Genomic DNA, 24092 nt, shown 5'->3' on the forward strand with positions numbered 1-24092 from the left:
CGCACGGATGCCGGAACTGAGCCGGTCCATCAAAAGTTCGTCTGACCCCATCGGCGGCGCGATCGTGTTACGCAACGTTACCGTATCACGCGACTTGATCTCCGAAATCGCGCGGCGGCATTCGAAATACCGAGCGCGAATATGGACCTCTCGAAGATCAAGACCCTGATCGACTTTGTCGGCCGATCGAGCATCACCGAACTCACCGTGACCGAGAAGGACCTGACGGTCCGGATCTTCCGGTCGCAGCCAATGGCGGGAGAGGCCTCCGCCGATTCGGCGCGGGGGCAACAGTCGGTTACGGGTGCGTCGATCACCTTGGGACCTGATGAGCTGCCGGCTATCGGCCGGACGTCGGCCATTCCCGTAAAAGCGCCGGTCTCCGGCGTGCTGCATCGCAGTTCGGCACCGGGCGAGGGGCCGTTCGTCAAGCCGGGAGACGAGGTGACGGAGGGGCAGACTCTCTTCATCATCGAAGCGATGAAGGTCTTCAACAAGATCGCCGCGCCGCGGTCCGGGCGCATTGTCAACCTGACCGAAATCGACGGCGGCGAAGTCGAGACGGGTGATCTGCTCGCGGAGATCGCGTGATGCCGCAGACATTCGACAGTCCCCCGCGTTTCGATACGGTTCTGATTGCCAATCGCGGAGAGATCGCGACCAGGATCCAGAAAGCCTGCCGGGAACTGGGTCTCAAGACGGTCGTCGTCTATTCCGAAGCGGATCGGCAGGCGCCCTATGGCAAGACCGCCGATAGCGCCTTGTGCATCGGCCCTTCGAGCGCGGCAAAAAGCTACCTCAACAAGGATGCTCTTCTTCTGGCGGCGCGCTTGACGGGCGCCGGCGCCATCCATCCCGGTTATGGTTTTCTCTCGGAAAATGCCGCATTCGCCGATGCCGTCGAAAAAGCCGGACTGGGGTTCATCGGTCCGAGCGCGTCGTCAATCGAGGCGATGGGCGACAAGATCTCGGCAAAGAGGGCAATGATCGCAGCCGGAGTTCCTTGTGTCCCGGGACCGGATACGGCGCTTTCCGACGATCCGGCCGCCGTCGAGCGCCTGGCCCTGGAGATCGGCTATCCCGTCATCATCAAGGCTGCCGGCGGCGGCGGCGGGCGGGGCATGCGTGTCGTGCCAGAGGCCGGTCTGCTGCAAGAGGCGGTCGCGCTCACCCGGGAGGAGGCGCGGCAGGCTTTCGGCTCGCCGTCGCTCTACATGGAAAAATTCCTCCAGCATCCGCGCCATATCGAAATCCAGGTCCTTTGCGACACCCATGGCAATGCAGTCTGGCTCGGGCACCGGGATTGCTCGATGCAGCGCCGCCATCAAAAGGTCGTGGAAGAGGCTCCGGCACCGGGGATATCGCCGGATGTGATCCGGCCCGTCGGGAGAGCCTGTGTCGAGGCCTGCCGCCAGATCGGCTACCAGGGCGTCGGAACCTTCGAATTCCTCTACGAGGATGGCGCTTTCTATTTCATCGAGATGAATACCCGGCTTCAGGTCGAACATCCGGTCACCGAAATGACAAGCGGGGTCGACATCGTGCAGGCGCAGATCAAAGTGGCTCAGGGCGATCCGCTCGAACTGGCCCAGGCTGACGTGAAATGCGAGGGCCATGCTTTCGAATGCCGCATCAATGCCGAGAATCCCGATACGTTCCTGCCGTCAGCCGGCGTCATCACCAGTCTCGCCCTTCCCGAAGGGATGGGCATCCGGGTCGATACCCACATCCATGCGGGGTACAAGGTGCCACCCTATTACGACTCGCTGATCGCCAAGCTGATCGTTCATGCGCCGACGCGGGCGGAGGCAATGGCAAGGATGCGCGAGGCGCTTGCCGGAACGCGGGTGGACGGAATTTCCACGAATATTCCCTTCCTGCGTGCGCTCATCGAGGACAGCGCGTTTGCGCGCGGCGAGACGGATATCCACTATCTCGAGCAATGGCTGAAACAACGGAGAGCGCCATGAGCGCGATCGATTTCAGCGATCCCGCGACGATCGCGTTTCTCACCGAGGCGCTGACGGCAGCCGGGGCAAGTGGCCTGGAAATCTCCTGGCCCGGCGGACGGTTGCGCATCGTCATTGCCACGGGGAATGAAGCCGGGGTCGATGTGTCCGTGACCCCTCGGCCAGCCCCGACGGCTCAGCCGCTGGTGGTCGTCAAGGCGCCGATGGCCGGCCATTTTTACCCAGGCAGCCCATCGCGGCAGGCAGCCACCGATCGTATGCCGCGATCGGTTCTCGCGACAGACCTCCTCGGCTTCCTTCGCGTTGGCCCTGTCCTGCTTCCACTTTGTGCCGGCCGCGCAGGTACTCTGACCAAGCAGCTTGCCGAACCCGATGCGCTGGTCGGCTTCGGCGATCCCCTGTTCGAGATCGAGCCTCAATCATGATTGCCACAATCAACAGCCATGCACCGCTGCGCGAAATCCTGCCCGCCACTCACGGCCGGGCTCGGGTTTCGTCGATCGGCGCGAGGTCCTTCCTGCTGGAGGCGCCGGGAGAATTCGATCTCGCCGCACAGCGCCGGATTTGGGCGCTCTCCCAGGCGGTCCGAGGCTGGCCGGATATCGCCGAAATCGTTCCGGGAATGACCAACCTTCTGACGATATTCCAGGAGGCGCCGCAGGATCCCGAGGCCGTCGTGGCGCGGCTGCTGAAGGCATGGGACAATGCCCGCAGCATCGATCTGGACGGAAAGACGATCGAAATCCCTGTTCACTACGGCGGGGAGCATGCGGCGGACCTGCCCGCGCTTTGCGATCTTGCCCGGCTCAGCGACCGTGAGATCGTCCGTATTCATCACGAAGCGACCTATCGTGTTTTTGCCCTGGGCAGCGCTCCAGGCTTCGGTTACCTGCACGGCCTCGATCCGCGCATCTACATGCCGCGAAAGACCGTGCCGTCGCTGAAGATGGCGAAGGGCTGCGTGACCATCGGCGGCATGCAGACCGGCGTTGCGATGCTCACCGGCCCGAACGGCTGGAATTCCATTGGTTTCGCAGAATTGCAGATGTTCGATCCGACGTCGCCCAAGCCGGCGATGATGGCGCCGGGCGATACGGTGCGGTTCGTGCCGGCTAGGATCGAGCTATGATCGAAATTGTGGAAACCGGCCCGTTCAATACGGTTCAGGATCTGGGGCGACCGGGGTATCGCGACATCGGCGTTTCCGCCAGCGGCGCGATGGATCCGCTTGCCGTGAGGATCGGCAATATCCTTGTCGGGAACGACGAGGGTGCGGCTGGGATAGAGGTGCAGACCTTTCCGTTCAGCCTGCGTTTCGACCGGCGGACCGTCTTTGCGGTCACGGGCGCCGATGGCGATCCGATACTGGACAGATTGGAATTGCTTCCCTGGTGCGCCTATACCGCCGAGGCCGGACAGGTGCTCGAGCTGAAGCATCCTCCGACACTTGCGCGCGCCTATGTTTCCATCGGCGGGGGCTTGGATGTTCCATCGGTGATGGGATCGCGCAGCACATCCCTGCGCGGCAGCTTCGGCGGCAATGCTGGTCGGCCTTTGGTAAAAGGTGACCGGATCGCGCTCGGTGACTGCGCCAATTTTGCCCCGGTTCCGGCGAACGGCCTGGCCGTCATCGAGCCCGCCGTGGCGCTCCGGGACGTCTTTCCGGATCTCGTTGACGGCGCGCTGCCGGTCCGTGCATTGCCCGGTGGCGAGCATGCCCTGTTTCCCAATGACGGCGACGCCTTCTGGAGCCAGACCTGGAAGATTTCTTCCCGTAGCGACCGTACGGGCTATCGTCTGTCGGGCGAGCCCATCAAGCCGACGGCGTCGGTTGAGATGCGTTCCCATGGGATCGTGCCCGGTGTGATCCAGGTCCCGCCCGGTGGGGAGCCCATAGTCCAGATGAGCGATGCGAACACGGCGGGTGGCTATCCGAAGATCGCCGGCGTGATCGAATGCGACCTGTGGCGGCTTGGCCAGGCCCGCATAGGCAGCCGCTTGCGGTTCGTGCGGTCCACGCACGCGGAGGCGCGCGCGGTGGAGCAGGCGGTCGCGCGTTATGTCGAAGACGTCCGGACCACATCTGAGATGGTCAAACGCGCCTTGAAGGCGATGGCCTGAAATACGATCGGTCAAAGGGAGTTGCCGATGAAAATCGATCTGAATTCCGACATGGGCGAAGGGTTCGGCCCTTATCGGCTATGCGACGACGAAGCGATGATGAAGGTCGTGTCGTCGGCCAATATCGCCTGCGGTTTCCACGGTGGCGATCCGGATACGATGGCGCGCATGGTGCGGCTTGCCAAGGCGAACGGGGTCGGCATCGGCGCACATCCGGGCCTGCCCGACCGGCTCGGCTTTGGACGGCGCGAAATGCCCTTCCAGGCGGATGAGTTGCGCCAGCAGATGCTCTACCAGCTCGGTGCGCTGATGGCGATCGCCGCGAGCGAGCGTGTCACCGTCGGGCATATCAGCTTTCACGCCGCCATGGGCAATATGGTCAACCGCGACCCGGTGCTCGCCGATCTGATGATGGATGCCATTGCGACGGTGGCGCCGGGTCTTGTCGTGTTCGTGACGCCGGACAGCGAAATAGAGCAGGCGGCCAAACGGGCGCGGCTGAAGACGCTGGCGCTTTTCCTGGCCGACCGGGCCTATGATGCCGAAGGCAGGCTTGTTGTCCGCGGCCTACCGGGCGCCGTGATCAAGGATGAGGCTTCGGTGCGGGCAAGGGTGCGCCGCTTTCTTCTCGACGGAACCGTCGAAACCATCGAGGGAGGCGTCATAGCGATGCCGGCGCGGTCGATCCTCGTGCACAGCGACACGCCGGGTTCCCTTGAACTTGCGCATATCGTCCGAAGCGAGATCGAAGCCTCCGGCGCGATGCTCGCGCCGGCTGCCGAACTCGCGCTTTGACCCACCGGCTGCCTGGTCGGCCGTCTCCCGTCCCAATCTTCGTCGAAAGTTAATGCCGATGTCTTCTACAGCCGATCGCCTGAAAAACGTCTCCATATCCGCCTCCGCTGCCATGACCCAACGCGCCCGGGAACTGGCCGCAAAGGGTATCAAGGTTGTCAGCCTCTCTTCCGGGGAACCGGATTTCCCGACGCCGCTGCATGCCATCGAGGCGGCCCATGCCGCGGCGCTTGGCGGTGATACGAAATATCCGCCGATGGACGGCACACCGGCGCTCAAGGCGGCGATCAGCAGGAAGTTTAAGCGGGACAACAATCTGGATTATGATGCCAGTCAGATCGTCGTTTCAGCCGGCGGCAAGCAGGTGATCTTCAACACGATGCTCGCCACCTGCAATCCCGGCGACGAAGTTGTCATTCCAACGCCCTCGTGGGTCAGCTATGCCGATATCGTCAAGTTTGCCGGTGGCGTTCCGGTGGCGGTGCCCTGTTTCGAGCAGGCCGGCTTCAAGCTGCGTCCGGAGGATCTGGAAGCCGCGATCACGCCACGCACCAAATGGCTGGTCCTGAATTTTCCCAACAATCCGACCGGTGCGGCCTGCTCCCGCGCCGAAATGGCGGCGATCGCGCAGGTCATGCTGCGCCATCCGGGCGTGTGGATCCTGACTGACGATATCTATGAACATCTGGTCTATGACGGTTTCGAATTCTGCACCATCGTGGACGCGGAACCCCGGCTCTATGATCGTGTCCTGACCATGAACGGCGTGTCAAAGGCTTACGCCATGACCGGCTGGCGGCTCGGCTTCTGCGCCAGCGGCTCCAAGGAGCTCATTGGTGCGATCAGCAATGTCAACGGGCAGAACGGCGGTGGCATCAGCACGGTGACGCAGGCGGCGGCCATCGCGGCGCTGGACGGGCCTCAGGATCTCCTGAAGGAGCGGGCTGCGATCTATCGCGAGAGGCGCGATTTCGTCCTCGACCGCTTGTCAGAGGTGGAGGGATTGCGTTGCCACAAGCCCGAGGGCGCGTTCTACCTCTATCCCAACATGTCCGGCTTGATCGGCAAGACCAGCAAGGGCGGGCGGAAGATCGAGACCGACATCGATTTCGTCATGGCTCTCGTGGACGAACATCATGTGGCGACGGTGCAAGGCGCAGCTTACGGCATGAGCCCCCATTTCCGCATTTCTTACGCAACGAGCATGGAAATGCTGGACGAGGGATGCGCGCGGATCGCCCAGTTCTGCAGGGACATGCGTTGACGCGTCTTCGATGATTCGGCGTGGCTGCGTCGTGCCGGAACTCGCCTTATGCTCTCAGCCGCGCGGTCAGCTCGAGAAGGATATTTTTGACCGCCAATGCCGGCTCGGACAGCGAGTTCTGTTCGGCAATGCAGAGTGACAGGGTTTCCTCGATCCGCGGGGAAACGAGCCGACAGATCAGCGGCTCGCCCGATTCCGTCACGATACGGTCGGCGATGGCTTTCGGCATGATGGTCGCTCCCAGACCGCTGCCCACGGCGCGCGCCAATGTCCTGACGATTTCAACCTCCGCCACGACTTTCAGGTTAATCCGGCTGCGCGTGAACGCGGTATCGACCGCACGGCGAACGAAGTTGTAAGCGGGCGGCATCAGAAGCGGCAAGCCGTCGAGAGCGGTAACCGGAATGGGCTTGCTGTCCGCTTCGATCGCAAAATCGCGGTGGGCGACGAGATAGAACTCCTCGCTGAGAATCGGCTCGAACCGTACGCCCTTGATCGGCCCGGCCCCGTGGATCAGCGCCATTTCCAGACGACCGTTCATGATCATCTGACTGTAGGTCTGGCCGACGCTTTCCGTGAGATGGAGCAGGATGCCGGGATGGCGCCTGCGCGTCTCGGCCAACAGATCGACGGACAGCGTGGCGGCGCTGCTGAACGGCACGAGCCCCACGGAAACGCGCCCGGCAAGTGAGTTGCCGGCCGCGGAAGCGTCCGCCTGCGCCTGTTCCATCTGGCGAAGAATGATCTGCGCATGGCGGTACACTGCATGCCCCGCATCGGTCATGCTGACGCCCTGCTGGCTGCGGATCAGCAGCTTCTGACCGAAATGCTCCTCCAGCGCCGCCAGCTGCTGGCTGAGCGCGGGCTGCGCGATATGCAGCAGGTCGGCGGCGCGCGTGATGCTGCCGCTGTCGACGATCACGATGAAGGATTTGAGGCGTCTGATGTCCATTCGGATCTTTGTCTTTTTGTCTTGAGCAGACGTATGTTTGCAGACGCGATCTTCTTTTGCAACGCCGCCGATTGCGATCCCGCCCGGTGATGGTCACCTGCCGACATTCCGGGGCCGAGCCTCCATAGCCGTTGCTTATTGCTCCACAAATAATCGGTCTTAGGCAAGAGATTAAAGGTTCGCTACTGTCGGCGGCAACAACAAGGGGATCCGAATGCCATTCTCCGATTACAAGACCGCACTGGTTACCGGCGCCTCCTCCGGTATCGGCGCCGCTGTGGTGGAGCGGCTTCGGCGTGAGAATATCGAGGTCCACGCGATCGCCCGCAGCGGCGATGCTCTGCAGGATCTGGCCAAACGCACGGGCTGCATCGCTCATGTGATTGATGTCACCGACCGTCCGGCACTCGTCGAACTCACCGGCCGCGTCGAGTTCGATATCCTCGTCAACAATGCCGGCGTCGACCGGCCGAAGAAATTCCTGGAAGCGGACGAGAGCGATATCGACCTTCTTGTTGATGTCAATCTCCGTGCCGTCCTGCACATTTGCCGTTTGATCGTGCCGGGAATGGTCGCCCGCGATCGGGGCCATGTCATCAACATCTCCTCGATCGCCGGCAACTACAATTTCGGCGGCAACTCCATCTATCACGCAGTGAAAGCCGGCGTCGCCATGCTGTCGAACCAGCTGCGCATCGATGCTTTCGGTAAGCGCGTGCGGGTGACGGAAATCTGCCCCGGGCGGGTCGCGACCGACATTTTCAATCACGTGCACGGCGACGATCCCAGTATTCGCGAACGGTTCATCGATGGGTTCGAGCTGCCCCAGGCAGCCGATATCGCCGAAGCGATAGCATTCGCGATCGGCGCGCCGGTGGCCGTCAATATCGGCCACATGGAAATCACGCCGACTTTGCAGGTCATGGGCGGCCTGCAGACAGCCCGGCCGCAGCCGGCTCCCGCAGGTCCGGACAGTTCCAGGGAGCCGGGGCGGTGAACGGATTCGATCTCTGGGCCGTCCTGAGGAACCCTGAATATACCGCGATGCTCTTGCACGGCATCGAGATGACCTTTATCATCTATATCGGGTCGTGGCTGCTGGCCATGACCCTCGCGCTGCTGCTTCTGTGCATCCGGTTTTCGCCGCTCCGCTTTGGCGACAGGGCCGTGGCCGCCTATGTCTCCTACCATCGCAACGTGCCGACCCTCGTGCAGCTGATGCTGTGGTATTTCGGCATATTCACGCTGTTCCCGCCAGGCCTGACGTCCTGGCTCGCGGCCCACAATGCCGAAACGATCTTCGCCGTCATCGGCCTCGGCCTGTGCCAGGCAGCTTATTTCAGCGAGGACCTGCGGTCCGGCCTTCGCTCCGTAAGCCCGGGCCAGATGGAAGCCGCCAAGGCTCTCGGGCACAGCTATGTCTCGGCGATGCGCTTCGTAGTCATGCCCCAGGGTGTGCGCAATGCGCTTCCGCCGCTCATCAACCACAGTGTTTCCCTGTTCAAGAACAGCAGTCTCGCCATCGTTATCGGTGCGTCCGAACTGACGCATGCCGTGAAGGAAGTCGAAAACCTGAGCTTCCGCACCTTCGAAATCTACCTGGTCGGTACGGTTCTTTACCTGTTCTTCTCGCTCCTGATCATGGGCGCCGGCGCCTATCTCTCGATGCGCGCCGATCCGGCCCGGAGTGCGCGCGCATGATCAACGATGTCATCGCCATCATCCAGGACTACTGGCTTCTGCTGCTGATCGGTCAATATCCGAACGGCCCGCTCGGCGGGCTTGCAAACACGCTGATCCTGTCGGCGCTCAGCATCATGCTCGCCTTCCCGGTCGCCATCCTGCTGGCACTCGCGCGCCTTTCGAAATGGCGACTGCTGCGGTGGCCGGTCACCGCACTCGTCTATATAACCCGCGGTGTGCCGCTCCTGATGCTTATCCTCTGGAGTTACTTCCTCGTGCCGCTCTGGACAGGCGCAGACGTTCCGAGCTTCGTGACGATGCTGACCACGCTCGTCGTTTACCAGGGCGCCTTCCTGAGCGAGGTCGTACGCGCCGGCATTGTCGCGCTCGGCAGCGGCCAGATGGATGCCGCCCGTGCCCTCGGGCACAGCTCTCTCGGAGCGATGCGCTTCATCATTCTTCCGCAGGCGCTCTACAACATGATCCCGAGCATCATCTCGACCTTCGTCTCGACGATAAAGGACACGACGCTCGGATATGTCATCAATGTCCCGGACCTCACTTTTGCGGCCAGCCAGGTCAACAACCAGCTTCTGACGCAGCCCTTCCAGGTCTTCCTCATCCTCGCGGTCGTCTACTACGCGATCTGCTGGAGCCTGACGCATGTCGCCAACATCGTCGAGCGCCGCATCACGCGCCGCCGCGCGGGTCTGTCCGGCGGCGCAGCGCCGGTGGCCCTCGTGCCGGCCAAAATCATATCGGAGCAGCTATGAGCACCTCAGCCGCGTGGACCCAGCAGTTGCAGACAATCCACCTTTCGGACGTCTGTAAGAGTTATGGCGATTATCCGGTCCTCAAGAACATTGACGCCGAAGTTGCCCGAGGCGAGGTCGTGGTGATCTGCGGACCTTCCGGTTCGGGGAAATCCACCCTGATCCGTACGATCAACCGTCTTGAGGAGATCAACAGCGGATCGATCACCCTGGATGGTCAGAACATTCATGCGGCAATGCGGACGAGGGAGCTCAACCTGCTGCGCAGCCGGATCGGTTTCGTGTTCCAGAACTTCAACCTGTTCCCGCACCTCTCCGTGGTCGAAAATGTGGCGATGTCGCCGATCCGCGTGAAGGGCGTGGCGGCGAATGTCGCCCATGAGAAGGCGCTGAAGCTTCTCGATCGCGTTGGGCTCGCCGACAAGGCGCGGGCTTATCCCGGCCAGCTGTCGGGTGGGCAGCAACAACGGGTGGCGATAGCGCGCGCACTCGCCATGGAGCCGCCGGTCATGCTGTTCGACGAGCCGACCAGCGCGCTCGATCCGGAAATGGTCGGCGAGGTGCTGGCGGTCATGAAGAGCCTGGCATCGGAGGGCATGACCATGATCTGCGTCACACATGAAATGGGCTTCGCCCGCGATGTCGCCGACCGCATCTGGTTCATCGATGCGGGACAGATTCTCGAAAAGGCCCCGCCCGACGAGTTTTTCAAGACCCCCCGCCATCCCCGTGCTCAGCGGTTCCTCGCCGATCTGCGCCATTGACACTCACCACCAATAACAAAGGAGAACAGCAATGAACTGGAAATACGCAACTCTTACCGCCGTGCTGGCAGGTGCCTCGGCGGCCTTGCCGGCAAAGGCGGATCAACTCGACACGATCATGTCGGCCAAGACGCTTCGCTGCGCAACGTTTGCCGACGTGGTGCCTTTCGCGGCACCCGACCCGAAGACCCGCGAGATGGCCGGCTTCGACGTCGATCTCTGCAATGCGATCGCCAAGGAACTGGGCGTCAAGGCCGAAATCAAGCCGGTCTCGGTCGAAGCTCGCGTGCCGGAAGTCAAGCTCGGACGCGTCGACATCACGGTTGCCAATCTGGCCTATACGCTGAGCCGCGCAGAGCAGATCCAGTTCAGCGATCCCTACTACCTTGCCAAGGAAATGCTGATCGTTCCGGCTGATGATCCCGGCAAGAAAAAGGTCGATTACGAAGGCCAGCGCATTGCCTCGACCAAGGGCTCGACTTCCGAAATGTCGATCAAGCTCAACAAGTCCGACCCGCTGACCTTCCAGGATACCGCGTCCGCCTATCTTGCCGTCCAGCAGGGCAAGGCGCGTGGCATGGTGGCGAACACGATGACGACGACAAAGTTCGTCAACGAATCCAAGACCAAGGGCAAGGAAATGCGGATGATCGAGGATCCGATGCTGTTCCAGCCCATCGGCATTGGTATGGCAAAAGACAATCCGGCACTGACGACGAAGATCAATGAGGTGCTCCGCAAGCTCGACACGTCGGGCGATCTCAACAAGATTTGGGACAAGTGGCTTGGCCCGAATACCGAATACAAGATGACGCGTAACGACAAGGTCGTGCCGCTCTCCGAACTGAAGTTCGACCCGATCCCCTGAGGCCTTTGGTCCGGGTACTCCATCCAATTGCAAATCATCGAAGACTGCAGGCGGCGGGACGTGCCCGCCGTCGGCCTAACCGTGGGAGGTTTCCATGATCCACATTAAAGACATCGCCGAACGGCCGAGCAAAGCCGACATCGAGGCACTTTCCAAATTTTCGCCGGCGACCATCCACGAAGCGCAAGGACGCCGCGGAGCACTCTCCTCACGCCTGAAGCCGGTGGATTACCGGATGAAGCTGTGCGGTCCGGCCTTCACGGTCAAATGCGCGCCGCGTGACAACATCATGCTTCAGCTCGCGATCAACTATGCCAAGCCGGGCGACATCATCGTCGTGTCCGCCGGCGAATACGAAGAGGCAGGCTCGTTCGGCGACGTACTTGCCAATGCCTGCCTGGCAAAGGGCATCGGCGGCCTGGTGACCGATACGGGCGTGCGCGACACGCTGCAGCTGAGGGACCTCGGCTTTCCGGTCTTTTCCCTGAGCGTCTGCATCAAGGGTACCGTCAAGGAAACCATTGCGGCGGTGAACGACACGATCATCGTCGGTGGCGAGACGATCAATCCGGGCGACATCATCGTTGGCGATGCCGACGGACTGGTCGTTGTCCGCCGCGCTGAAGCACAGGAGGCCGCCGTGCTTTCGCAGGCCCGCGAGGATGCCGAAGCCGGCTATATAGCTGCCTACAAGCAGGGCAAGTCGGTGATCGAGGTCAGCAAGCTGGAGCCGGTGCTGAAGGCCAAGGGCCTGATCGTCGATATCTGAGCCCGGCCGCGATTGTCACGCGAAGCGCCGGGCTTTCTTTTTCGGAAAGAGGTTTGAATGACCTTCCCATTATTTGATCTGGCTGGCCGGCGTGCGTTGGTGACAGGTTCGTCGCAGGGCATTGGGCTGGCGATTGCGCGGGGGCTTGCGCAGCATGGGGCTTCGGTCGTGCTGAACGGCCGCGACCCTGTGAAGCTTCAGGTCGCCGCCGATAGCCTGGAGAATGAAGGTTATGAGGCGAGGGCTGCCGACTTCGACGTTACCGATCCCGATGCCGTCAGACGCGGTGTCGAGGCGATCGAGCGCGGGATCGGGGCAATCGACATCCTGATCAACAATGCCGGGATGCAGTTCCGCAGTCCGCTGGAGGAGTTTCCGGCCGATCGCTGGGAGCAGCTCATGAAGACCAACGTCTCCAGTGTCTTCTACGTTGGCCAGGCAGTGGCGCGCCACATGATCGGCCGAGGGCAGGGGAAGATCATCAACATCGCCTCGGTGCAGAGCGAGCTGGCACGCCCGGGAATCGCTCCATACACGGCCACCAAAGGCGCGGTGAAGAACCTGACACGCGGCATGTGCGCGGACTGGGCAAAGCACGGCCTGCAAATCAACGCGATTGCACCCGGCTACTTCAAGACACCCTTGAACCAGGCGCTGGTCGATAACCCGGAATTCTCGTCCTGGCTTGAGAAACGCACACCGGCAGCCCGCTGGGGCGATGTCGAAGAGCTCGTCGGGGCAGCGGTGTTTCTCGCCGGCAAGGCTTCCTCCTTTGTGAACGGGCACACGCTCTATGTCGACGGCGGCATCACAACCTGCCTCTAGGGAAGCCCGCCACACGGGTAGCGACAACCCATCATCTACATCACAATGGAGGAATTCGATGGCCAAGCCGGACATCCTGCTCGTCGGGCCTTACCCCGAATGGGATCTCGTCGAGCTGGAAGCACTGTACAACGTGCGCAAGCTCTACGAGGCTGAAGATCGCGATGCATTCGTTCAGGATCATGCGGACGACATTCGCGCCATCGCCACGCGGGGTGAGCTCGGCGCCTCTGCCGAACTGATCGCCAGGCTGCCGAAGCTGGAGATCGTCTCGGTCTATGGTGTCGGTTATGACGCAGTCAATCTCGACGCCTGCCGGGCGCGGGGCATTAGCGTCACCAATACGCCCGATGTCCTGACCAACGACGTGGCCGACCTTGGCGTCGCGATGATGCTCGTCCAATCGCGCGGCATGATCGGCGCCGAGCGCTGGGTGAAGGATGGCAGCTGGGTGGAGAAGGGCCTCTATCCGCTGAAGCGCCGCGTCTGGGGGAGAAGAGCGGGCGTGCTCGGCCTCGGCCGTATCGGCTTCGAGGTCGCCAAGCGACTCAAGGGCTTCGATATGGACATCGCCTACAGCGATGTGTCGGAAAAAACCTATGCGGATGGCATGACCTTCATAGCCGATCCGGTCGAACTTGCCCGGCATTCTGATTTCCTGTTCGTGACGCTGGCGGCCTCGACCGTCACGCGCCATATCGTTTCGAGGCATGTGATTGCGGCGCTCGGCCCGGAAGGCATGCTGATCAACATCTCGCGCGCTTCCAATATCGACGAGGAAGCGCTGCTCGCCGCACTCGAAAGCGGAGCGCTCGGATCTGCGGCACTCGACGTGTTCGAGAGCGAGCCGAAGCTCGATCCGCGTTTCCTCGAACTCGGCAACGTGCTGGTGCAACCGCATCACGCGTCCGGCACGATCGAGACCCGCAAGGCGATGGGCAAGCTGGTGCGCGACAATCTCGCCGCCCATTTTGCAGGCGTCGCCCTGCCCACCCCCGTTATCTGAGGATATGCCCGTGAAAGCCGTCGTCATTCATGCCGCCAAGGACCTGCGCGTCGAAGAGAGGGAGGTCGAGGCGCTCGGGCCCGGACAGGTGGAGGTCGCCATCGAGGCCGGCGGCATCTGCGGCTCCGACCTGCACTATTACAATCACGGCGGCTTCGGCACCGTGCGGGTGCGCGAGCCGATGATCCTCGGCCACGAGGTTGCAGGAACGATTAAGGCGTTGGGGGCGGGGACATCGGGCCTCGTTGTCGGCGACCGGGTGGCGGTGTCGCCGAGCCGTCCCTGCAATGCCTGCGACTACTGCCTGAAGGGGCAGCAGAACCATTGCCTGAACATGCGCTTCTACGGCAGCGCCATGCCGATGCCGCATATCCAGGGCGCGTTCCGCCAGCGCCTGGTTGCCGAACGGTGGCAGTGCCACAGGATAGCGGACGGTGTGTCGATCAACGAAGCGGCGATGGCGGAGCCGTTCGCGGTCACGCTGCATGCGGTGGCCCGTGCCGGGTCGCTTACGGACAAGCGCGTGCTGGTCACCGGCTGCGGTCCGATTGGTGCATTGGCGATCATCGCTGCCCGTGCCCATGGTGCCAGAGAGATCGTCGCGACCGACGTCATGGGTGCGGTCCTCGACAAGGCGCTGGCAGTCGGTGCCGATCGGGTCATCGACGTCGCCAGCAATCCGGAACAGCTTGTGGCCTATTCCGCAAACAAGGGCTATTTCGACGTTCAGTTCGAGGCTTCCGGCAACGAACGCGCCGTACGAGCCGGCCTGGAAGTGCTCCGGCCCCGCTCGACGGTGGTCCAGCTAGGTCTCGGCGGCGACGTCGCCATCCCGCAGAACATCGTCGTCGCCAAGGAAATCGAGATGAAGGGCACCTTCCGTTTTCATGAGGAATTCGGTCTTGCCGTGGACCTTATCGGAAAACGCCGCGTCGATCTGAAGCCGCTGCTCACCGGCATCTTTCCGGTCGACAAGGCCGTGGAGGCTTTTGAGACTGCCGGTGACAGAACCCGGTCGATGAAGGTGCAACTGGCTTTCTAGCAATCAAACCGGGGCCGACAGGATTGGCATCGGATGAATTGAAACAGCACCTCTGCCAGGACAACAAGAGTAGGAGGCGGCTTTTGAGAAGCCGCCTCCTACATTCTTGGGTTCAATACCTGCAGAATAGGATGCCTTGACCTGCCGAGGCCCGGGCGAGAGTTCAGACAGTCTTTTTCTTGTACAGCAGTGTCGCCAGAGCCAGAACGCAGCCCACCGCGCCGACAGTCGCGAAGATGTAGAAATTCCATTGCGGTGCAAGTCCTGCTCCGAGGACGGCACCGCCGATGGCGGGGCCGATCATTCCCCCGACGCGACCGATGCCCAGCGAAAAGCCAAGGCCGGTGCCGCGAATTTCGACCGGGTAAAGATTTCCGACCAGGACATTGGCTAGAATCTGCGTTCCGATCGTTCCGGTTCCAGCCAGCGCGACCAGACCATAGACCTGAAGGCCCTGGCCTACCTGGGTCAACATCCAGATCGAGCATGCGCCGAGGAGGAACATTCCAGCCACGACCATCTTGACGTTGCCAAGGTCGGCAATTCTCGCGCCGATCAGCAGGCCGATTGCCGCGCCAAGATTGAGCGTGACGGAGAAGAGAAGGGCGGAACCGAGGTCGTAACCCATCTTGTTCATGATCGTCGGCAGCCAGTTCACCATGCCGAAAGTAAGCAGAAGCGAACAGAAATGGATGCCCCAGGCGTTCAGGGTCGGCAGCAGGCGGCCTTCGGAAAACAGCGACTTGATGCCTACCTGACGCAGAGCAGCAGGCCTTGGATTGGGATTGGGCAACCCATACTGATCTGCAATCCGATTGGCTTCTGCCTGGCGGTTCTTGGTCGCCAGCCATTCCGGCGATTCCGGGAGGAGGCGCAGGAACAGCGGAAGAAGCAGTATCGGTGCGCCGCCGATGAACATCAGCACGCGCCAACCGTAAGTCTCGATCAGCATAATGCCGAGAATGCCCGAGATGATGCCGCCGGCGAGATAGCCGAGAAGCGCCGTCGAGTAGGCCATGGCTTTCCGCTTGGGCGGAGAAAACTCGATGATCAAGGCAGTTACCGTCGGGAACAGCGCGCCCAGGCCAAGACCGGCGAGAAAACGGGTTCCTTCGAAAATCAGGAAGCTCGGAGCCAAACCGCTGCCGATCATCATCACCGAAAAGCTCAGGAGGCTCCCGATTATGACTTTGCGGCGGCCGATCCTGTCGGCAAGGGTTCCGGCAATCAGGGCGCCCAGCAGCATCCCGAACAGGGTGATTGACGCGGCTCTTCCGACCATGCCGGGCGTCAGAGCCCAGCTTGCCTCTCGAAGCAGCGAAGGTGCGACCGCACCATAAACGATAAGGTCATAACCGTCGAAAAGGATCAACAGGCCGCATAGGGCGATGATCATGTTCGGGCTGCGGACGCGTTCCTTGGCGATAGCGACATCTTGTATGGTCATTTTCCCTCCCCACACATTTGAGTACAGGAAGTACGCTCCCGCCATCGGCAGGCCAGCATCGATCCATGTACAAATCCTCCGGATCGTCGTCGGCGTGTTTCCTCCCACACCGGACCCTCATCCCGAAGAGAGATGATGCCAGGACAACGATTGACGCGCCATTAAATACTTGCAGATAAAATATTTGCAAGTGCAAAAGTTATTGGTCGCTGGTTTTCCCTTTTCCGGACATGGCCGGCAGATTGCTGTGCATCCGCTTCAACGCACTTTTCAGGGCGGTGACCTCCTCTTTGGACATGCCCTGCACAGCCGTGGCCTCGAGTTCCATGGCAAGCGGCATCAGCTTTTCGGTCAGGGCCTCTCCCTGTGGGGTCAACCGAACGATGACGATACGGCCATTGTCCTCGGGACGGGTTCTGGAGACCAGCTTGCGTTTCGCCAGAGTGCCGACGAGCCGCGAGAGGGTGGAGATCTCAACCGAGACGACGTCGGCAAGGTCCCCAAGCGTACTTTCCTTGCGTTCCCTCAACATTGCCAACACTCGATACATGGCAACGCTGAGATCGTTCTCGGCAATTCGTTGTGAGAAGACCTCGGCGATACGCACGCCCGCACGGTTGAGCAGGTAGGGAACTGAATCGGTAAGTTTGTACATGTCTCAGTCTGCTGGCGAAATCTCGTGTGCGGCTGACCGCGGCTTGTTCCGACATGCACCTAAATGGCCCAAATGACAACACGAGCCGCTGGATCACTTCGCAAAAAGGATCAGCGTTGAACGAGAAATTGCCTGCAGTCTAAAATTTGCATTGACAATAGTTGCGTTTGCAATAATTTAACCCCAAGGAGACTCGGGAGGAACTCATGTCTGCCACAGCTGCCGCCGGCCTCATGCCGGCAATTCCGCCTATCAGCGATGCGTTTCGCGCAACCATGCGCAGGTTTCCGGCGACGGTTACCGTGATATCCGCCTGTCGCAATGGAGCCGACCACGGCATGACCGCAACGGCGGTGACATCGCTTTCCATGGATCCGCCGTCGCTGATTATCTGCCTGAACAACCGCACTTACCTGCACGACATGCTGCTGGAAGTGCCGGAATTTGCCGTCAGCGTTTTGACGCACGAACAGGTTTCCGTATCGGAAGGGTTCAGCGGAAAGATCGCTCCGGAACGCCGGTTCGAAGCGGCCGATTGGGTTCGCCATGAACGGGGCATGATGGTCCTGGATTCGGCCCATGCCGCCGTGATTTGCCGTCGCATGGGTGCCGTTCCCTATGGAACGCATACGATCTTCATCGGCCAAGTGATAGACACCCGTCTTTCCAACGATACCACCCCGTTAATGTACGAAAACTCGAATTATTGCGCGCCACAGCACGCGCCTTTTACCTCCCATAACTGAGGGCAGTTCCATGAACAGTACAGCAGCCTTGTTTCCCGCTTCGATGCGGGCAGAAAACGCATGTCTTGCCCAGCGCATCGCGCCGGTTCTTGATGAGATCCGCGCCACTGCTCGTGATACCGAGAAGGCGGGGCGCGTGCCGGCCCGCAATATCGACCTGCTGCGCGGCGTCGGGTATTTCGATATTGTCAAGCCGGGCCGTTTCGGCGGCGACCAGGGCTCCTTTGCAGAGCTTGTCGATGCCAATATCGAGCTGTCGTCGGCTTGCGCCTCGACCGGCTGGGTTGCGGGACTTCTCTCTGCGCATCAGTGGCTTCTTGCGATGTTCGACGAACGGGTTCAGCAGGAAGTCTGGGGCACGAACGCCGATGCACTTGTATGCGGTTCCTATGCGCCGACGCGCATGGCGGAGCGCGTGGAGGGCGGCTTTCGCATTTCCGGCGACTGGGCCTTTGCGAGCGGTTGCGAAAATGCGCAGTGGGCATTGTGCGCTGCCATCATCCCGCCAAAAATCGAGGGAGACCGCGCCGTCCCGTCCTTTCTCCTGGTGCCTGCAAGCGACTACACGATCGCCGAGACGTGGGACGTCGTCGGTCTGGCCGGTACCGGTTCCAAGAGCCTGATCCTGAAAGACGTCTACGTACCCGAGCACCGTGTCCTGGCTTTCCCGGATGCGACTGCGGGCAGAACGCCGGGTGGGCGGGGATACGAGGGCATCGGCCTTTTCAACATTCCGCTCCTCATGGGGATTCCGTTTTGCCTTGGCAGCGCTGCCATCGGTGCCGCAAAAGGCGCTTTGACCAGCTATCTCGACCATATGGGCACGCGGATCACGCGCGGCGCGGTCGCCGGGGGTAACAACAAGATCGCCGAGTTTCCGACCATCCAGCTGAGGGTAGCAGAGGCATCGGCATCTATCGACGCAGCACGCGAAATCATGCTGCGTGATGTGGCGAGGGCGCAGCAGCTGGCGCAGGCACGCGAAAACGGCACGGTCGAGATCACCGATGAAGACAGAATTCTGGCACGGCGCACGCAGTCCTTCGCCGTCAGCCTGTCCCTTCAGGCGGTCGAAGCCTTGAACGCCTCCACGGGCGGTCTCGGTCTTCAAATGTCCAATCCCGTCCAGCGGGCATGGCGGGATGCGAATGCCGTCGGACGCCACATTTCGATGAACTGGGACGCCGTTGGGACCATGGTCGGCCAGCATCTCTTAGGCCTGCCGCCCAAGGGTCAGTACTGATCCGTACACGTCCATTCCAGATTTGAGACAGGAAAGAGAGAGTATCGTGCAAGGTAAAATAGCGCTTGAAGAACACTTCGCCATTCCCGACACGCTGCAGGATTCGGCAGGTTTCGTGCCTGGAGACTACTGGACGGAACTATCGGCCCGCCTTCTGGACATCCAGGACAATCGCCTGCGGCTGATGGACGCCCACGGCATCGACAAGATGATCCTTTCCCTGAACGCTCCGGCCGTGCAGGCTATCCCGGACAAGGCCAAGGCTCTGGAGATCTCCCGCCGCGCCAACGACTTCCTGGCGGAGCAATGCCTCAAGAACCCCGACCGCTTTCTGGGTTTTGCGGCGCTCCCCCTGCAGGATCCGGATAAGGCGATAGAGGAACTGCAACGCTGCGTGAAGACGATGGGCTTTGTCGGCGCGCTGGTGAACGGGTTCTCGCAGGAAGGCGACGGCTCTAACCCGCTTTACTACGACCTGCCCCAATACCGCCCGTTCTGGGCGGAGATGGAAAAGCTCAACGTTCCTTTCTATCTCCACCCGCGCAATCCGCTGCCGCAGGACAGCCGGATCTATGCCGGCCACTCCTGGCTGATGGGCCCGACCTGGGCCTTCGCACAGGAAACCGCCGTGCATGCGCTGCGGCTCATGGGGTCCGGCCTCTTTGACGAGCATCCCGGCCTGCGCATCATTGTCGGCCACATGGGCGAGGGGCTGCCCTATATGATGTGGCGGATCGACAACCGAAATGCTTGGGTCAAGGTCGAAAAGAGCTATCCCGCCAAGCGCCGCATCGCAGATTACTTCAACGAGAACTTCTACATCACCACGTCGGGGAATTTCCGCACCCAGTCGCTGATCGATGCCATGCTGGAAATCGGCGCTGACAGGATTTTGTTCTCCACCGACTGGCCGTTCGAGAATATCGACCACGCCGCCGACTGGTTTGATAGCACCACGATCTCGGAGGCAGATCGCCTGAAGATCGGCAGGACCAATGCACTTTCGCTGTTCAAGCTCGATCGTTGAACATGGCGCAACGAAGACGGAGTTGATGGGTGTGGTAGCGTCCTTCCAATACAATATCGGTCCGGCAAGGGTCATTTTCGGGCCCGGCTCGCTTGGCCAACTCGCCGACGCAATCACGGGGCAGGGCTGCAAGCGCGCCCTGATCCTGTCCACCCCACATCAAAGTGCGGAAGCCGAAGGTATTGCCGCCGTCCTCGGCCCGCTTTCGGCCGGCCTGTTTACCGATGCCACGATGCATACGCCGGTCGATGTGACCGAGCGGGCGATGGCAACTTATCGTGCCGCCGGAGCCGATTGCGTCGTTTCCCTCGGGGGTGGATCGACGATCGGGCTCGGGAAAGCGATCGCCTATCGCAACGATGCGCCTCAGATCGTGGTAGCGACGACTTATGCCGGCTCGGAAGTGACGCCGATCCTCGGCCAGACGGAAAACGGTGAAAAGACGACCGTCCGGGCCGCCAGCATACTGCCCGAGGTCGTCATTTACGACCCCGAATTGACCGTCGGATTGCCGGTCGCCATGAGCGTGAGCAGCGGCCTCAATGCGATGGCCCATGCCGTAGAAGGTCTCTACGCACGGGATCGCAATCCGATCTCCTCGATGATGGCAATGGAAGGTCTGCGCGCGCTGAAGCAGGCATTGCCACGGATTCTGAACGAACAGCAAGATCTCGGCGCGCGGGGGGACGCACTCTATGGTGCGTGGCTTTGCGGGACGGTGCTCGGCACCGTTGGCATGGCCCTGCACCACAAACTCTGCCACACGCTGGGTGGCAGCTTCGACCTGCCGCATTCAGAAACCCATGCGATCGTGCTTCCGCATTCAGCCGCCTACAACGCGCATGCAGCGGCAGAGGAACTGAAGTCGGCGGCCGACCTCTTCGGTGGCTCGCTGGGAGCCGGTCTCTACGACTTTGCCGCGTCGATCAACGCGCCTACCGCGTTGAGAGATCTCGGTATGAAGGAAGCAGATCTCGACCGTGCAGCCGATCTGGCGACCCGCAACCCGTACTGGAACCCGCGTCCTATAGAGCGCCAGGCGATCCGCGCCCTGCTGCAAAACGCCTGGGAGGGCGCGCGGCCGCAATAACGCATTCGGAGGAGTTTCAATGTCTCGATATTTCAGCGAGGAAAAATCCGCAGAAGCGGTCAACGCACGCATGGCCCAGGACATAGCGCCACGGCTGGCCGAGGTCATGGCATCGCTTGTCACGCATTTGCATGCCTTTGCAAAGGATGTCAGCCTTACCCAGCAGGAGTGGGAGACGGCAATCAGCTTCCTCACCCGGACAGGCCATCTTTGTCACGACGAGCGACAGGAATTCATCCTGCTGAGCGACGCGTTGGGTTTTTCCATGCTGGTCGATGCCATCAACAATCGCCGGCCGGAAGGGGCAACCGAAAACACTGTGTTTGGGCCGTTTCACGTCGAAGGAGCGCCAGTGCGCCAGATGGGGGAGACGATCTCCTTGGACGGCAGGGGCGAGAGTTGTCTTTTCACCGGCTGCGTGCTGGATCTTGACGGCCACCCCGTCGAGGGTGCGCTGATCGATGTCTGGTCGGACAATTCCGATGGGTTCTACGACGTCCAGCAGCCGGACATTCAGCCGAAATGGAATAATCGCGGGATCTTCGTGACAGGCGCCGACGGCGCCTATAGTTTCGTCGGCATCAAGCCGGTTTCCTACCCGATCCCCGATGACGGTCCGGTCGGCCAGATGCTGAGATCGCTGGGCCGCCACCCATATCGCCCTGCCCATACTCACTATATGATCACCGCGGAGGGATACCAGAAGCTCGTCACCCACACGTTTGTCGGCGACGATCCCTATCTGGAGTCGGATGCGGTCTTTGGGGTGAAAAACAGCCTGATCGCTCCCTTCGAGCGGATCGATGAAGCGACGATCTGGCGCTCCGATTTCAATTTTGTCCTGACTCCCTTGGATTACCGCGGCTGAACTCTCTAGCTTCGTAAGGCGGATAACCTCCGTCTGCTGCGAGCCGGGGTGATGCACTCACCCCGGCCGGCATTCACAGCCAGGCGGCAGCCTCGCTGCCGCTCTCGTTGCGGCTCGACGCCGCGTTGATAGTGTCAGACGGCAATCTTGCCGCCGCCCACCTTGGTGATCGCAACGACTGCAGGTCGCACTGGCATGTCGGGCTTGAAGTCCGGCCAGCGGGTGGAAAGGTCCTCGTAGTAGGACGGACGGCCATGGCCCGGCCAGTCCTCGCCGCCATCGGCCGGATGCTGGACGGCGACGAAAGCCGTTTGGTCATCGGGGGTGAAGAGCGGGCCGCACATCTCGGCACCGACGGGAACGCGGAAGAAGAGCTTGGACGTGGCGCGGGCTTCACCTTCCGTATCGACGGCCCAGAGACCGTCCGTTCGGCCGGTCGCCTTGTTGTTATTGCCATCGGTCGAGACCCAGAGCCGGCCAGCGGAATCAACCGCGCAGTTATCCGGCATGCCGAACCAGCCGTTCTTGGTGGTCTCGGTGGAGAAGGTCGCGCCGACCGCCGCAACGGAAGGATCGCCGCACTTCAGAAGCACTTCCCACTTGCCGGAGGTTGCGGTGAAATCGCCGTCGTTTTCGGCGATCTCGATGATATGGCCAAAGGCGTTTTCTGCGCGCGGGTTGGCGGCATTGACCTGGTCGGCCTTGCGGCGGGTGTTGTTGGTCAGCATCACGTAGACCTTGCCGTTGACGCCGTTCGGCTGGACGTCCTCCGGCCGGTCCATTTTCGTGGCACCGAGCACGTCGCCCGCGCGCCGACATTCGATCAACACGTCCGCCTGGCTGTTAAATCCGTTGGCGGCGGTCAGCGGCCCCTGGCCGTGGATCATCGGCAGCCACTGCATGGTGCCGTCTTCGTTGAACTTGGCGACGTAAAGCGTTCCCTTGTCGAGCAGGTTCATGTTGGCTGCGCGGTCGTTCGGGTTGAACGTGCCTTCAGTCACGAACTTGTAGACATAGTCGAACCGTTCGTCGTCACCGAGATAGAAGACGACCTTGCCGTTCTTGGCGACGATCGATTCGGCGCCTTCGTGCTTGGTGCGGCCAAGCGCGGTGCGCTTTTTCGGCATGGAGGCTGGGTCCATGACATCAACCTCGACGATCCAGCCGAAGCGGTTCGGCTCGTTCGGTTCCTTGGCGAGATCGTAGCGGTCGTAGAAATTGGCCCACTCGTAGCTGCCTTCCGGAACGCCGTAACGCTTGTAGTTGGCGGCCTCTTTGTGGCCTTCCGGCAGCTTACCGGAGAAATAGCCATGGAAATTCTCTTCCGCCATGATGTAGGTGCCCCACGGCGTGACGCCGCCGGCGCAGTTGTTGATCGTGCCGATGGCGCGCGTGCCAGACGCATCGACATTGGTTTTCAGGCGATCATTGCCGGCGGCCGGGCCGGTAATTTCCATCGGCGTGTTGGCAGTGATACGGCGATTGTATTTGCCGTCGGTGACGACCTGCCACTTGCCGCCGGCCTTGCGGATTTCGACGATGGTGCCGCCATGGGCCGCCATTTCGACATCCACCTGCTCCTTGCTGAGCGTGCCCTGCTGGATCTTGCCATCCACGACCTTGACGAGGCCTGGGAACATCAGGTGCGGATTGGTGTATTCGTGATTGACGACGAGCAGGCCGTGCTCGCTCGAACCTTCGAGCGGAATGTAGCCGACATAGTCGTTGTTATAGCCGAACTGCTTGCTCTGCGCATCGGCCGTCTGTTTGGTCGGATCGAATTTCGGCGCGCCGGGCAGGACGGCATCGCCCCAGCGCAGCAGGATGTCGGCGTCATAACCATCGGCCACGTGGTGGCTGGCATCAACGCCGGCTTCCACTTCGGTAAACTTGAAGGCGGAGCCGCTCTTGTCCTGGGCACGGGCCTCGTCGGCGCTCATCAGGGCGACGGGGCTGACAGTTGCCGCGATAGCCGAGACGGCGAGTGAACCCTGCAGAAAATTCCGGCGCGAGAAACGCTTGCCGATGATTTCACCCATGGTCGGGTTGACGCTCGTGTTGTGGCCATCGCCATCCGCGTCTTCAAGCTGAGTCGTCGGGAATATCTTCTGGGAAGTGTGCTCGTTCATTGGCTCGCCTCTAAGTTAGGATTTGCCCCAAGTCTGGAGCCGTTCTAACCTAAAG

Annotated in this window: 25 protein-coding genes; 21 read left to right on the top strand and 4 right to left on the bottom strand. The window is 61.3% G+C overall.

Annotation, left to right across the window (positions count from 1 at the left end; translation table 11 throughout):
• The first annotated feature begins 141 nt into the window (after window positions 1-141).
• From C5J26_RS19765 to C5J26_RS19795, 7 genes are read left to right on the top strand one after another with little or no spacing between them, the layout of a single operon-like run.
• A complete protein-coding gene (locus tag C5J26_RS19765) occupies window positions 142-591 on the top strand; it encodes an acetyl-CoA carboxylase biotin carboxyl carrier protein subunit (protein WP_105403320.1) in 450 nt (149 codons plus the stop codon).
• Window positions 591-1970, top strand: a complete 1380-nt coding sequence (gene accC / locus C5J26_RS19770) for an acetyl-CoA carboxylase biotin carboxylase subunit (RefSeq protein ID WP_105403321.1) — start codon at window positions 591-593, stop codon at window positions 1968-1970. Before C5J26_RS19765 ends, accC begins: the two co-directional genes overlap by 1 nt.
• Complete coding sequence (locus C5J26_RS19775) at window positions 1967-2395, top strand: acetyl-CoA carboxylase (protein WP_105403322.1); 429 nt, start codon at window positions 1967-1969, stop codon at window positions 2393-2395. Before accC ends, C5J26_RS19775 begins: the two co-directional genes overlap by 4 nt.
• On the top strand, window positions 2392-3099 hold the full coding sequence (gene pxpB / locus C5J26_RS19780) for a 5-oxoprolinase subunit PxpB (protein WP_105403323.1): 708 nt from the start codon (window positions 2392-2394) through the stop codon (window positions 3097-3099). The genes C5J26_RS19775 and pxpB overlap by 4 nt, the downstream gene beginning before the upstream one ends.
• The gene (locus tag C5J26_RS19785) at window positions 3096-4091 is read left to right on the top strand and encodes a biotin-dependent carboxyltransferase family protein (RefSeq protein ID WP_105403324.1); all 996 of its coding nucleotides are present in this window, start codon (window positions 3096-3098) and stop codon (window positions 4089-4091) included. The genes pxpB and C5J26_RS19785 overlap by 4 nt, the downstream gene beginning before the upstream one ends.
• 27 nt (window positions 4092-4118) lie before the next feature.
• A complete protein-coding gene (locus C5J26_RS19790; RefSeq protein ID WP_105403325.1) occupies window positions 4119-4886 on the top strand; it encodes a 5-oxoprolinase subunit PxpA in 768 nt (255 codons plus the stop codon).
• A 52-nt stretch (window positions 4887-4938) separates the two neighbouring features.
• On the top strand, window positions 4939-6150 hold the full coding sequence (locus tag C5J26_RS19795) for a pyridoxal phosphate-dependent aminotransferase (protein ID WP_172745938.1): 1212 nt from the start codon (window positions 4939-4941) through the stop codon (window positions 6148-6150).
• 46 nt (window positions 6151-6196) lie between these two features.
• Here C5J26_RS19795 and nac read toward each other — a convergent pair whose 3' ends face one another.
• The gene (gene nac, locus C5J26_RS19800; protein ID WP_046666147.1) at window positions 6197-7102 is read right to left on the bottom strand and encodes a nitrogen assimilation transcriptional regulator NAC; all 906 of its coding nucleotides are present in this window, start codon (window positions 7100-7102) and stop codon (window positions 6197-6199) included.
• 214 nt (window positions 7103-7316) lie between these two features.
• On the opposite strand from nac, the gene C5J26_RS19805 reads away from it, so the two are divergent.
• The 9 genes from C5J26_RS19805 to C5J26_RS19845 all read left to right on the top strand — a co-directional run bounded on the left by C5J26_RS19805 (window position 7317) and on the right by C5J26_RS19845 (window position 14832).
• Window positions 7317-8099 (top strand): SDR family oxidoreductase, encoded by a 783-nt coding sequence (locus tag C5J26_RS19805; protein WP_105403326.1) that lies wholly within the window; start codon window positions 7317-7319, stop codon window positions 8097-8099.
• Window positions 8096-8803: an amino acid ABC transporter permease gene (locus C5J26_RS19810; RefSeq protein ID WP_105403327.1), complete on the top strand. Its 708-nt coding sequence runs from the start codon at window positions 8096-8098 to the stop codon at window positions 8801-8803. The genes C5J26_RS19805 and C5J26_RS19810 overlap by 4 nt, the downstream gene beginning before the upstream one ends.
• On the top strand, window positions 8800-9558 hold the full coding sequence (locus C5J26_RS19815; protein WP_105403328.1) for an amino acid ABC transporter permease: 759 nt from the start codon (window positions 8800-8802) through the stop codon (window positions 9556-9558). Before C5J26_RS19810 ends, C5J26_RS19815 begins: the two co-directional genes overlap by 4 nt.
• Window positions 9555-10322, top strand: a complete 768-nt coding sequence (locus C5J26_RS19820; RefSeq protein ID WP_105403329.1) for an amino acid ABC transporter ATP-binding protein — start codon at window positions 9555-9557, stop codon at window positions 10320-10322. The genes C5J26_RS19815 and C5J26_RS19820 overlap by 4 nt, the downstream gene beginning before the upstream one ends.
• 31 nt (window positions 10323-10353) lie before the next feature.
• Entirely contained in the window at window positions 10354-11190 is an 837-nt protein-coding gene (locus tag C5J26_RS19825) for an ABC transporter substrate-binding protein (protein WP_105403330.1), read from the top strand.
• Between the two features lie 94 nt (window positions 11191-11284).
• Entirely contained in the window at window positions 11285-11959 is a 675-nt protein-coding gene (locus C5J26_RS19830) for a 4-carboxy-4-hydroxy-2-oxoadipate aldolase/oxaloacetate decarboxylase (protein WP_105403331.1), read from the top strand.
• 57 nt (window positions 11960-12016) lie between these two features.
• Entirely contained in the window at window positions 12017-12784 is a 768-nt protein-coding gene (locus tag C5J26_RS19835; protein ID WP_105403332.1) for an SDR family oxidoreductase, read from the top strand.
• 58 nt (window positions 12785-12842) lie between these two features.
• Window positions 12843-13790, top strand: a complete 948-nt coding sequence (locus tag C5J26_RS19840; protein WP_105403333.1) for a 2-hydroxyacid dehydrogenase — start codon at window positions 12843-12845, stop codon at window positions 13788-13790.
• Between the two features lie 10 nt (window positions 13791-13800).
• A complete protein-coding gene (locus tag C5J26_RS19845; protein WP_105403383.1) occupies window positions 13801-14832 on the top strand; it encodes an L-idonate 5-dehydrogenase in 1032 nt (343 codons plus the stop codon).
• 163 nt (window positions 14833-14995) lie between these two features.
• Here the strand turns inward: C5J26_RS19845 and C5J26_RS19850 are convergent, their stop codons facing one another.
• Window positions 14996-16279 carry an aromatic acid/H+ symport family MFS transporter gene (locus C5J26_RS19850; RefSeq protein WP_105403334.1) on the bottom strand — a complete coding sequence of 428 codons (1284 nt, stop codon included), beginning with the start codon at window positions 16277-16279 and terminating at the stop codon, window positions 14996-14998.
• 199 nt (window positions 16280-16478) lie between these two features.
• The gene (locus C5J26_RS19855) at window positions 16479-16934 is read right to left on the bottom strand and encodes a MarR family winged helix-turn-helix transcriptional regulator (protein WP_046627575.1); all 456 of its coding nucleotides are present in this window, start codon (window positions 16932-16934) and stop codon (window positions 16479-16481) included.
• A gap of 206 nt (window positions 16935-17140) precedes the next feature.
• On the opposite strand from C5J26_RS19855, the gene C5J26_RS19860 reads away from it, so the two are divergent.
• From C5J26_RS19860 to C5J26_RS19880, 5 genes are read left to right on the top strand one after another with little or no spacing between them, the layout of a single operon-like run.
• Entirely contained in the window at window positions 17141-17680 is a 540-nt protein-coding gene (locus C5J26_RS19860) for a flavin reductase family protein (protein WP_105403335.1), read from the top strand.
• Window positions 17681-17690: 10 nt separating this feature from the next.
• Window positions 17691-18923 (top strand): flavin-dependent monooxygenase, encoded by a 1233-nt coding sequence (locus tag C5J26_RS19865; RefSeq protein ID WP_105403336.1) that lies wholly within the window; start codon window positions 17691-17693, stop codon window positions 18921-18923.
• Between the two features lie 46 nt (window positions 18924-18969).
• Complete coding sequence (gene tsdA, locus C5J26_RS19870) at window positions 18970-19950, top strand: gamma-resorcylate decarboxylase (protein WP_105403337.1); 981 nt, start codon at window positions 18970-18972, stop codon at window positions 19948-19950.
• A gap of 25 nt (window positions 19951-19975) precedes the next feature.
• The gene (locus C5J26_RS19875; protein WP_371681935.1) at window positions 19976-21040 is read left to right on the top strand and encodes a maleylacetate reductase; all 1065 of its coding nucleotides are present in this window, start codon (window positions 19976-19978) and stop codon (window positions 21038-21040) included.
• Between the two features lie 19 nt (window positions 21041-21059).
• Window positions 21060-21908, top strand: a complete 849-nt coding sequence (locus tag C5J26_RS19880) for a dioxygenase (RefSeq protein WP_105403338.1) — start codon at window positions 21060-21062, stop codon at window positions 21906-21908.
• 134 nt (window positions 21909-22042) lie between these two features.
• Here the strand turns inward: C5J26_RS19880 and C5J26_RS19885 are convergent, their stop codons facing one another.
• Window positions 22043-24037, bottom strand: coding sequence for a PhoX family phosphatase (locus tag C5J26_RS19885; protein ID WP_105403339.1), 1995 nt, complete (start codon window positions 24035-24037; stop codon window positions 22043-22045).
• Window positions 24038-24092: the final 55 nt, after the last annotated feature.

Origin of the sequence: Neorhizobium sp. T7_12 (assembly GCF_002968535.1) — a bacterium.
In the GTDB taxonomy this organism is placed as follows: Bacteria; Pseudomonadota; Alphaproteobacteria; order Rhizobiales; family Rhizobiaceae; genus Neorhizobium; species Neorhizobium tomejilense.

Bases quoted from the DNA above. Each gene is read 5' to 3' on its own strand.
- C5J26_RS19765 (WP_105403320.1), top strand. From the start codon at position 142: ATGGACCTCTCGAAGATCAAGACCCTGATCGACTTTGTCGGCCGATCG.
- accC (WP_105403321.1), top strand. From the start codon at position 591: ATGCCGCAGACATTCGACAGTCCCCCGCGTTTCGATACGGTTCTGATT.
- C5J26_RS19775 (WP_105403322.1), top strand. From the start codon at position 1,967: ATGAGCGCGATCGATTTCAGCGATCCCGCGACGATCGCGTTTCTCACC.
- pxpB (WP_105403323.1), top strand. From the start codon at position 2,392: ATGATTGCCACAATCAACAGCCATGCACCGCTGCGCGAAATCCTGCCC.
- C5J26_RS19785 (WP_105403324.1), top strand. From the start codon at position 3,096: ATGATCGAAATTGTGGAAACCGGCCCGTTCAATACGGTTCAGGATCTG.
- C5J26_RS19790 (WP_105403325.1), top strand. From the start codon at position 4,119: ATGAAAATCGATCTGAATTCCGACATGGGCGAAGGGTTCGGCCCTTAT.
- C5J26_RS19795 (WP_172745938.1), top strand. From the start codon at position 4,939: ATGCCGATGTCTTCTACAGCCGATCGCCTGAAAAACGTCTCCATATCC.
- nac (WP_046666147.1), bottom strand. From the start codon at position 7,102: ATGGACATCAGACGCCTCAAATCCTTCATCGTGATCGTCGACAGCGGC.
- C5J26_RS19805 (WP_105403326.1), top strand. From the start codon at position 7,317: ATGCCATTCTCCGATTACAAGACCGCACTGGTTACCGGCGCCTCCTCC.
- C5J26_RS19815 (WP_105403328.1), top strand. From the start codon at position 8,800: ATGATCAACGATGTCATCGCCATCATCCAGGACTACTGGCTTCTGCTG.
- C5J26_RS19820 (WP_105403329.1), top strand. From the start codon at position 9,555: ATGAGCACCTCAGCCGCGTGGACCCAGCAGTTGCAGACAATCCACCTT.
- C5J26_RS19825 (WP_105403330.1), top strand. From the start codon at position 10,354: ATGAACTGGAAATACGCAACTCTTACCGCCGTGCTGGCAGGTGCCTCG.
- C5J26_RS19830 (WP_105403331.1), top strand. From the start codon at position 11,285: ATGATCCACATTAAAGACATCGCCGAACGGCCGAGCAAAGCCGACATC.
- C5J26_RS19835 (WP_105403332.1), top strand. From the start codon at position 12,017: ATGACCTTCCCATTATTTGATCTGGCTGGCCGGCGTGCGTTGGTGACA.
- C5J26_RS19840 (WP_105403333.1), top strand. From the start codon at position 12,843: ATGGCCAAGCCGGACATCCTGCTCGTCGGGCCTTACCCCGAATGGGAT.
- C5J26_RS19850 (WP_105403334.1), bottom strand. From the start codon at position 16,279: ATGACCATACAAGATGTCGCTATCGCCAAGGAACGCGTCCGCAGCCCG.
- C5J26_RS19855 (WP_046627575.1), bottom strand. From the start codon at position 16,934: ATGTACAAACTTACCGATTCAGTTCCCTACCTGCTCAACCGTGCGGGC.
- C5J26_RS19860 (WP_105403335.1), top strand. From the start codon at position 17,141: ATGTCTGCCACAGCTGCCGCCGGCCTCATGCCGGCAATTCCGCCTATC.
- C5J26_RS19865 (WP_105403336.1), top strand. From the start codon at position 17,691: ATGAACAGTACAGCAGCCTTGTTTCCCGCTTCGATGCGGGCAGAAAAC.
- C5J26_RS19875 (WP_371681935.1), top strand. From the start codon at position 19,976: ATGGGTGTGGTAGCGTCCTTCCAATACAATATCGGTCCGGCAAGGGTC.
- C5J26_RS19880 (WP_105403338.1), top strand. From the start codon at position 21,060: ATGTCTCGATATTTCAGCGAGGAAAAATCCGCAGAAGCGGTCAACGCA.
- C5J26_RS19885 (WP_105403339.1), bottom strand. From the start codon at position 24,037: ATGAACGAGCACACTTCCCAGAAGATATTCCCGACGACTCAGCTTGAA.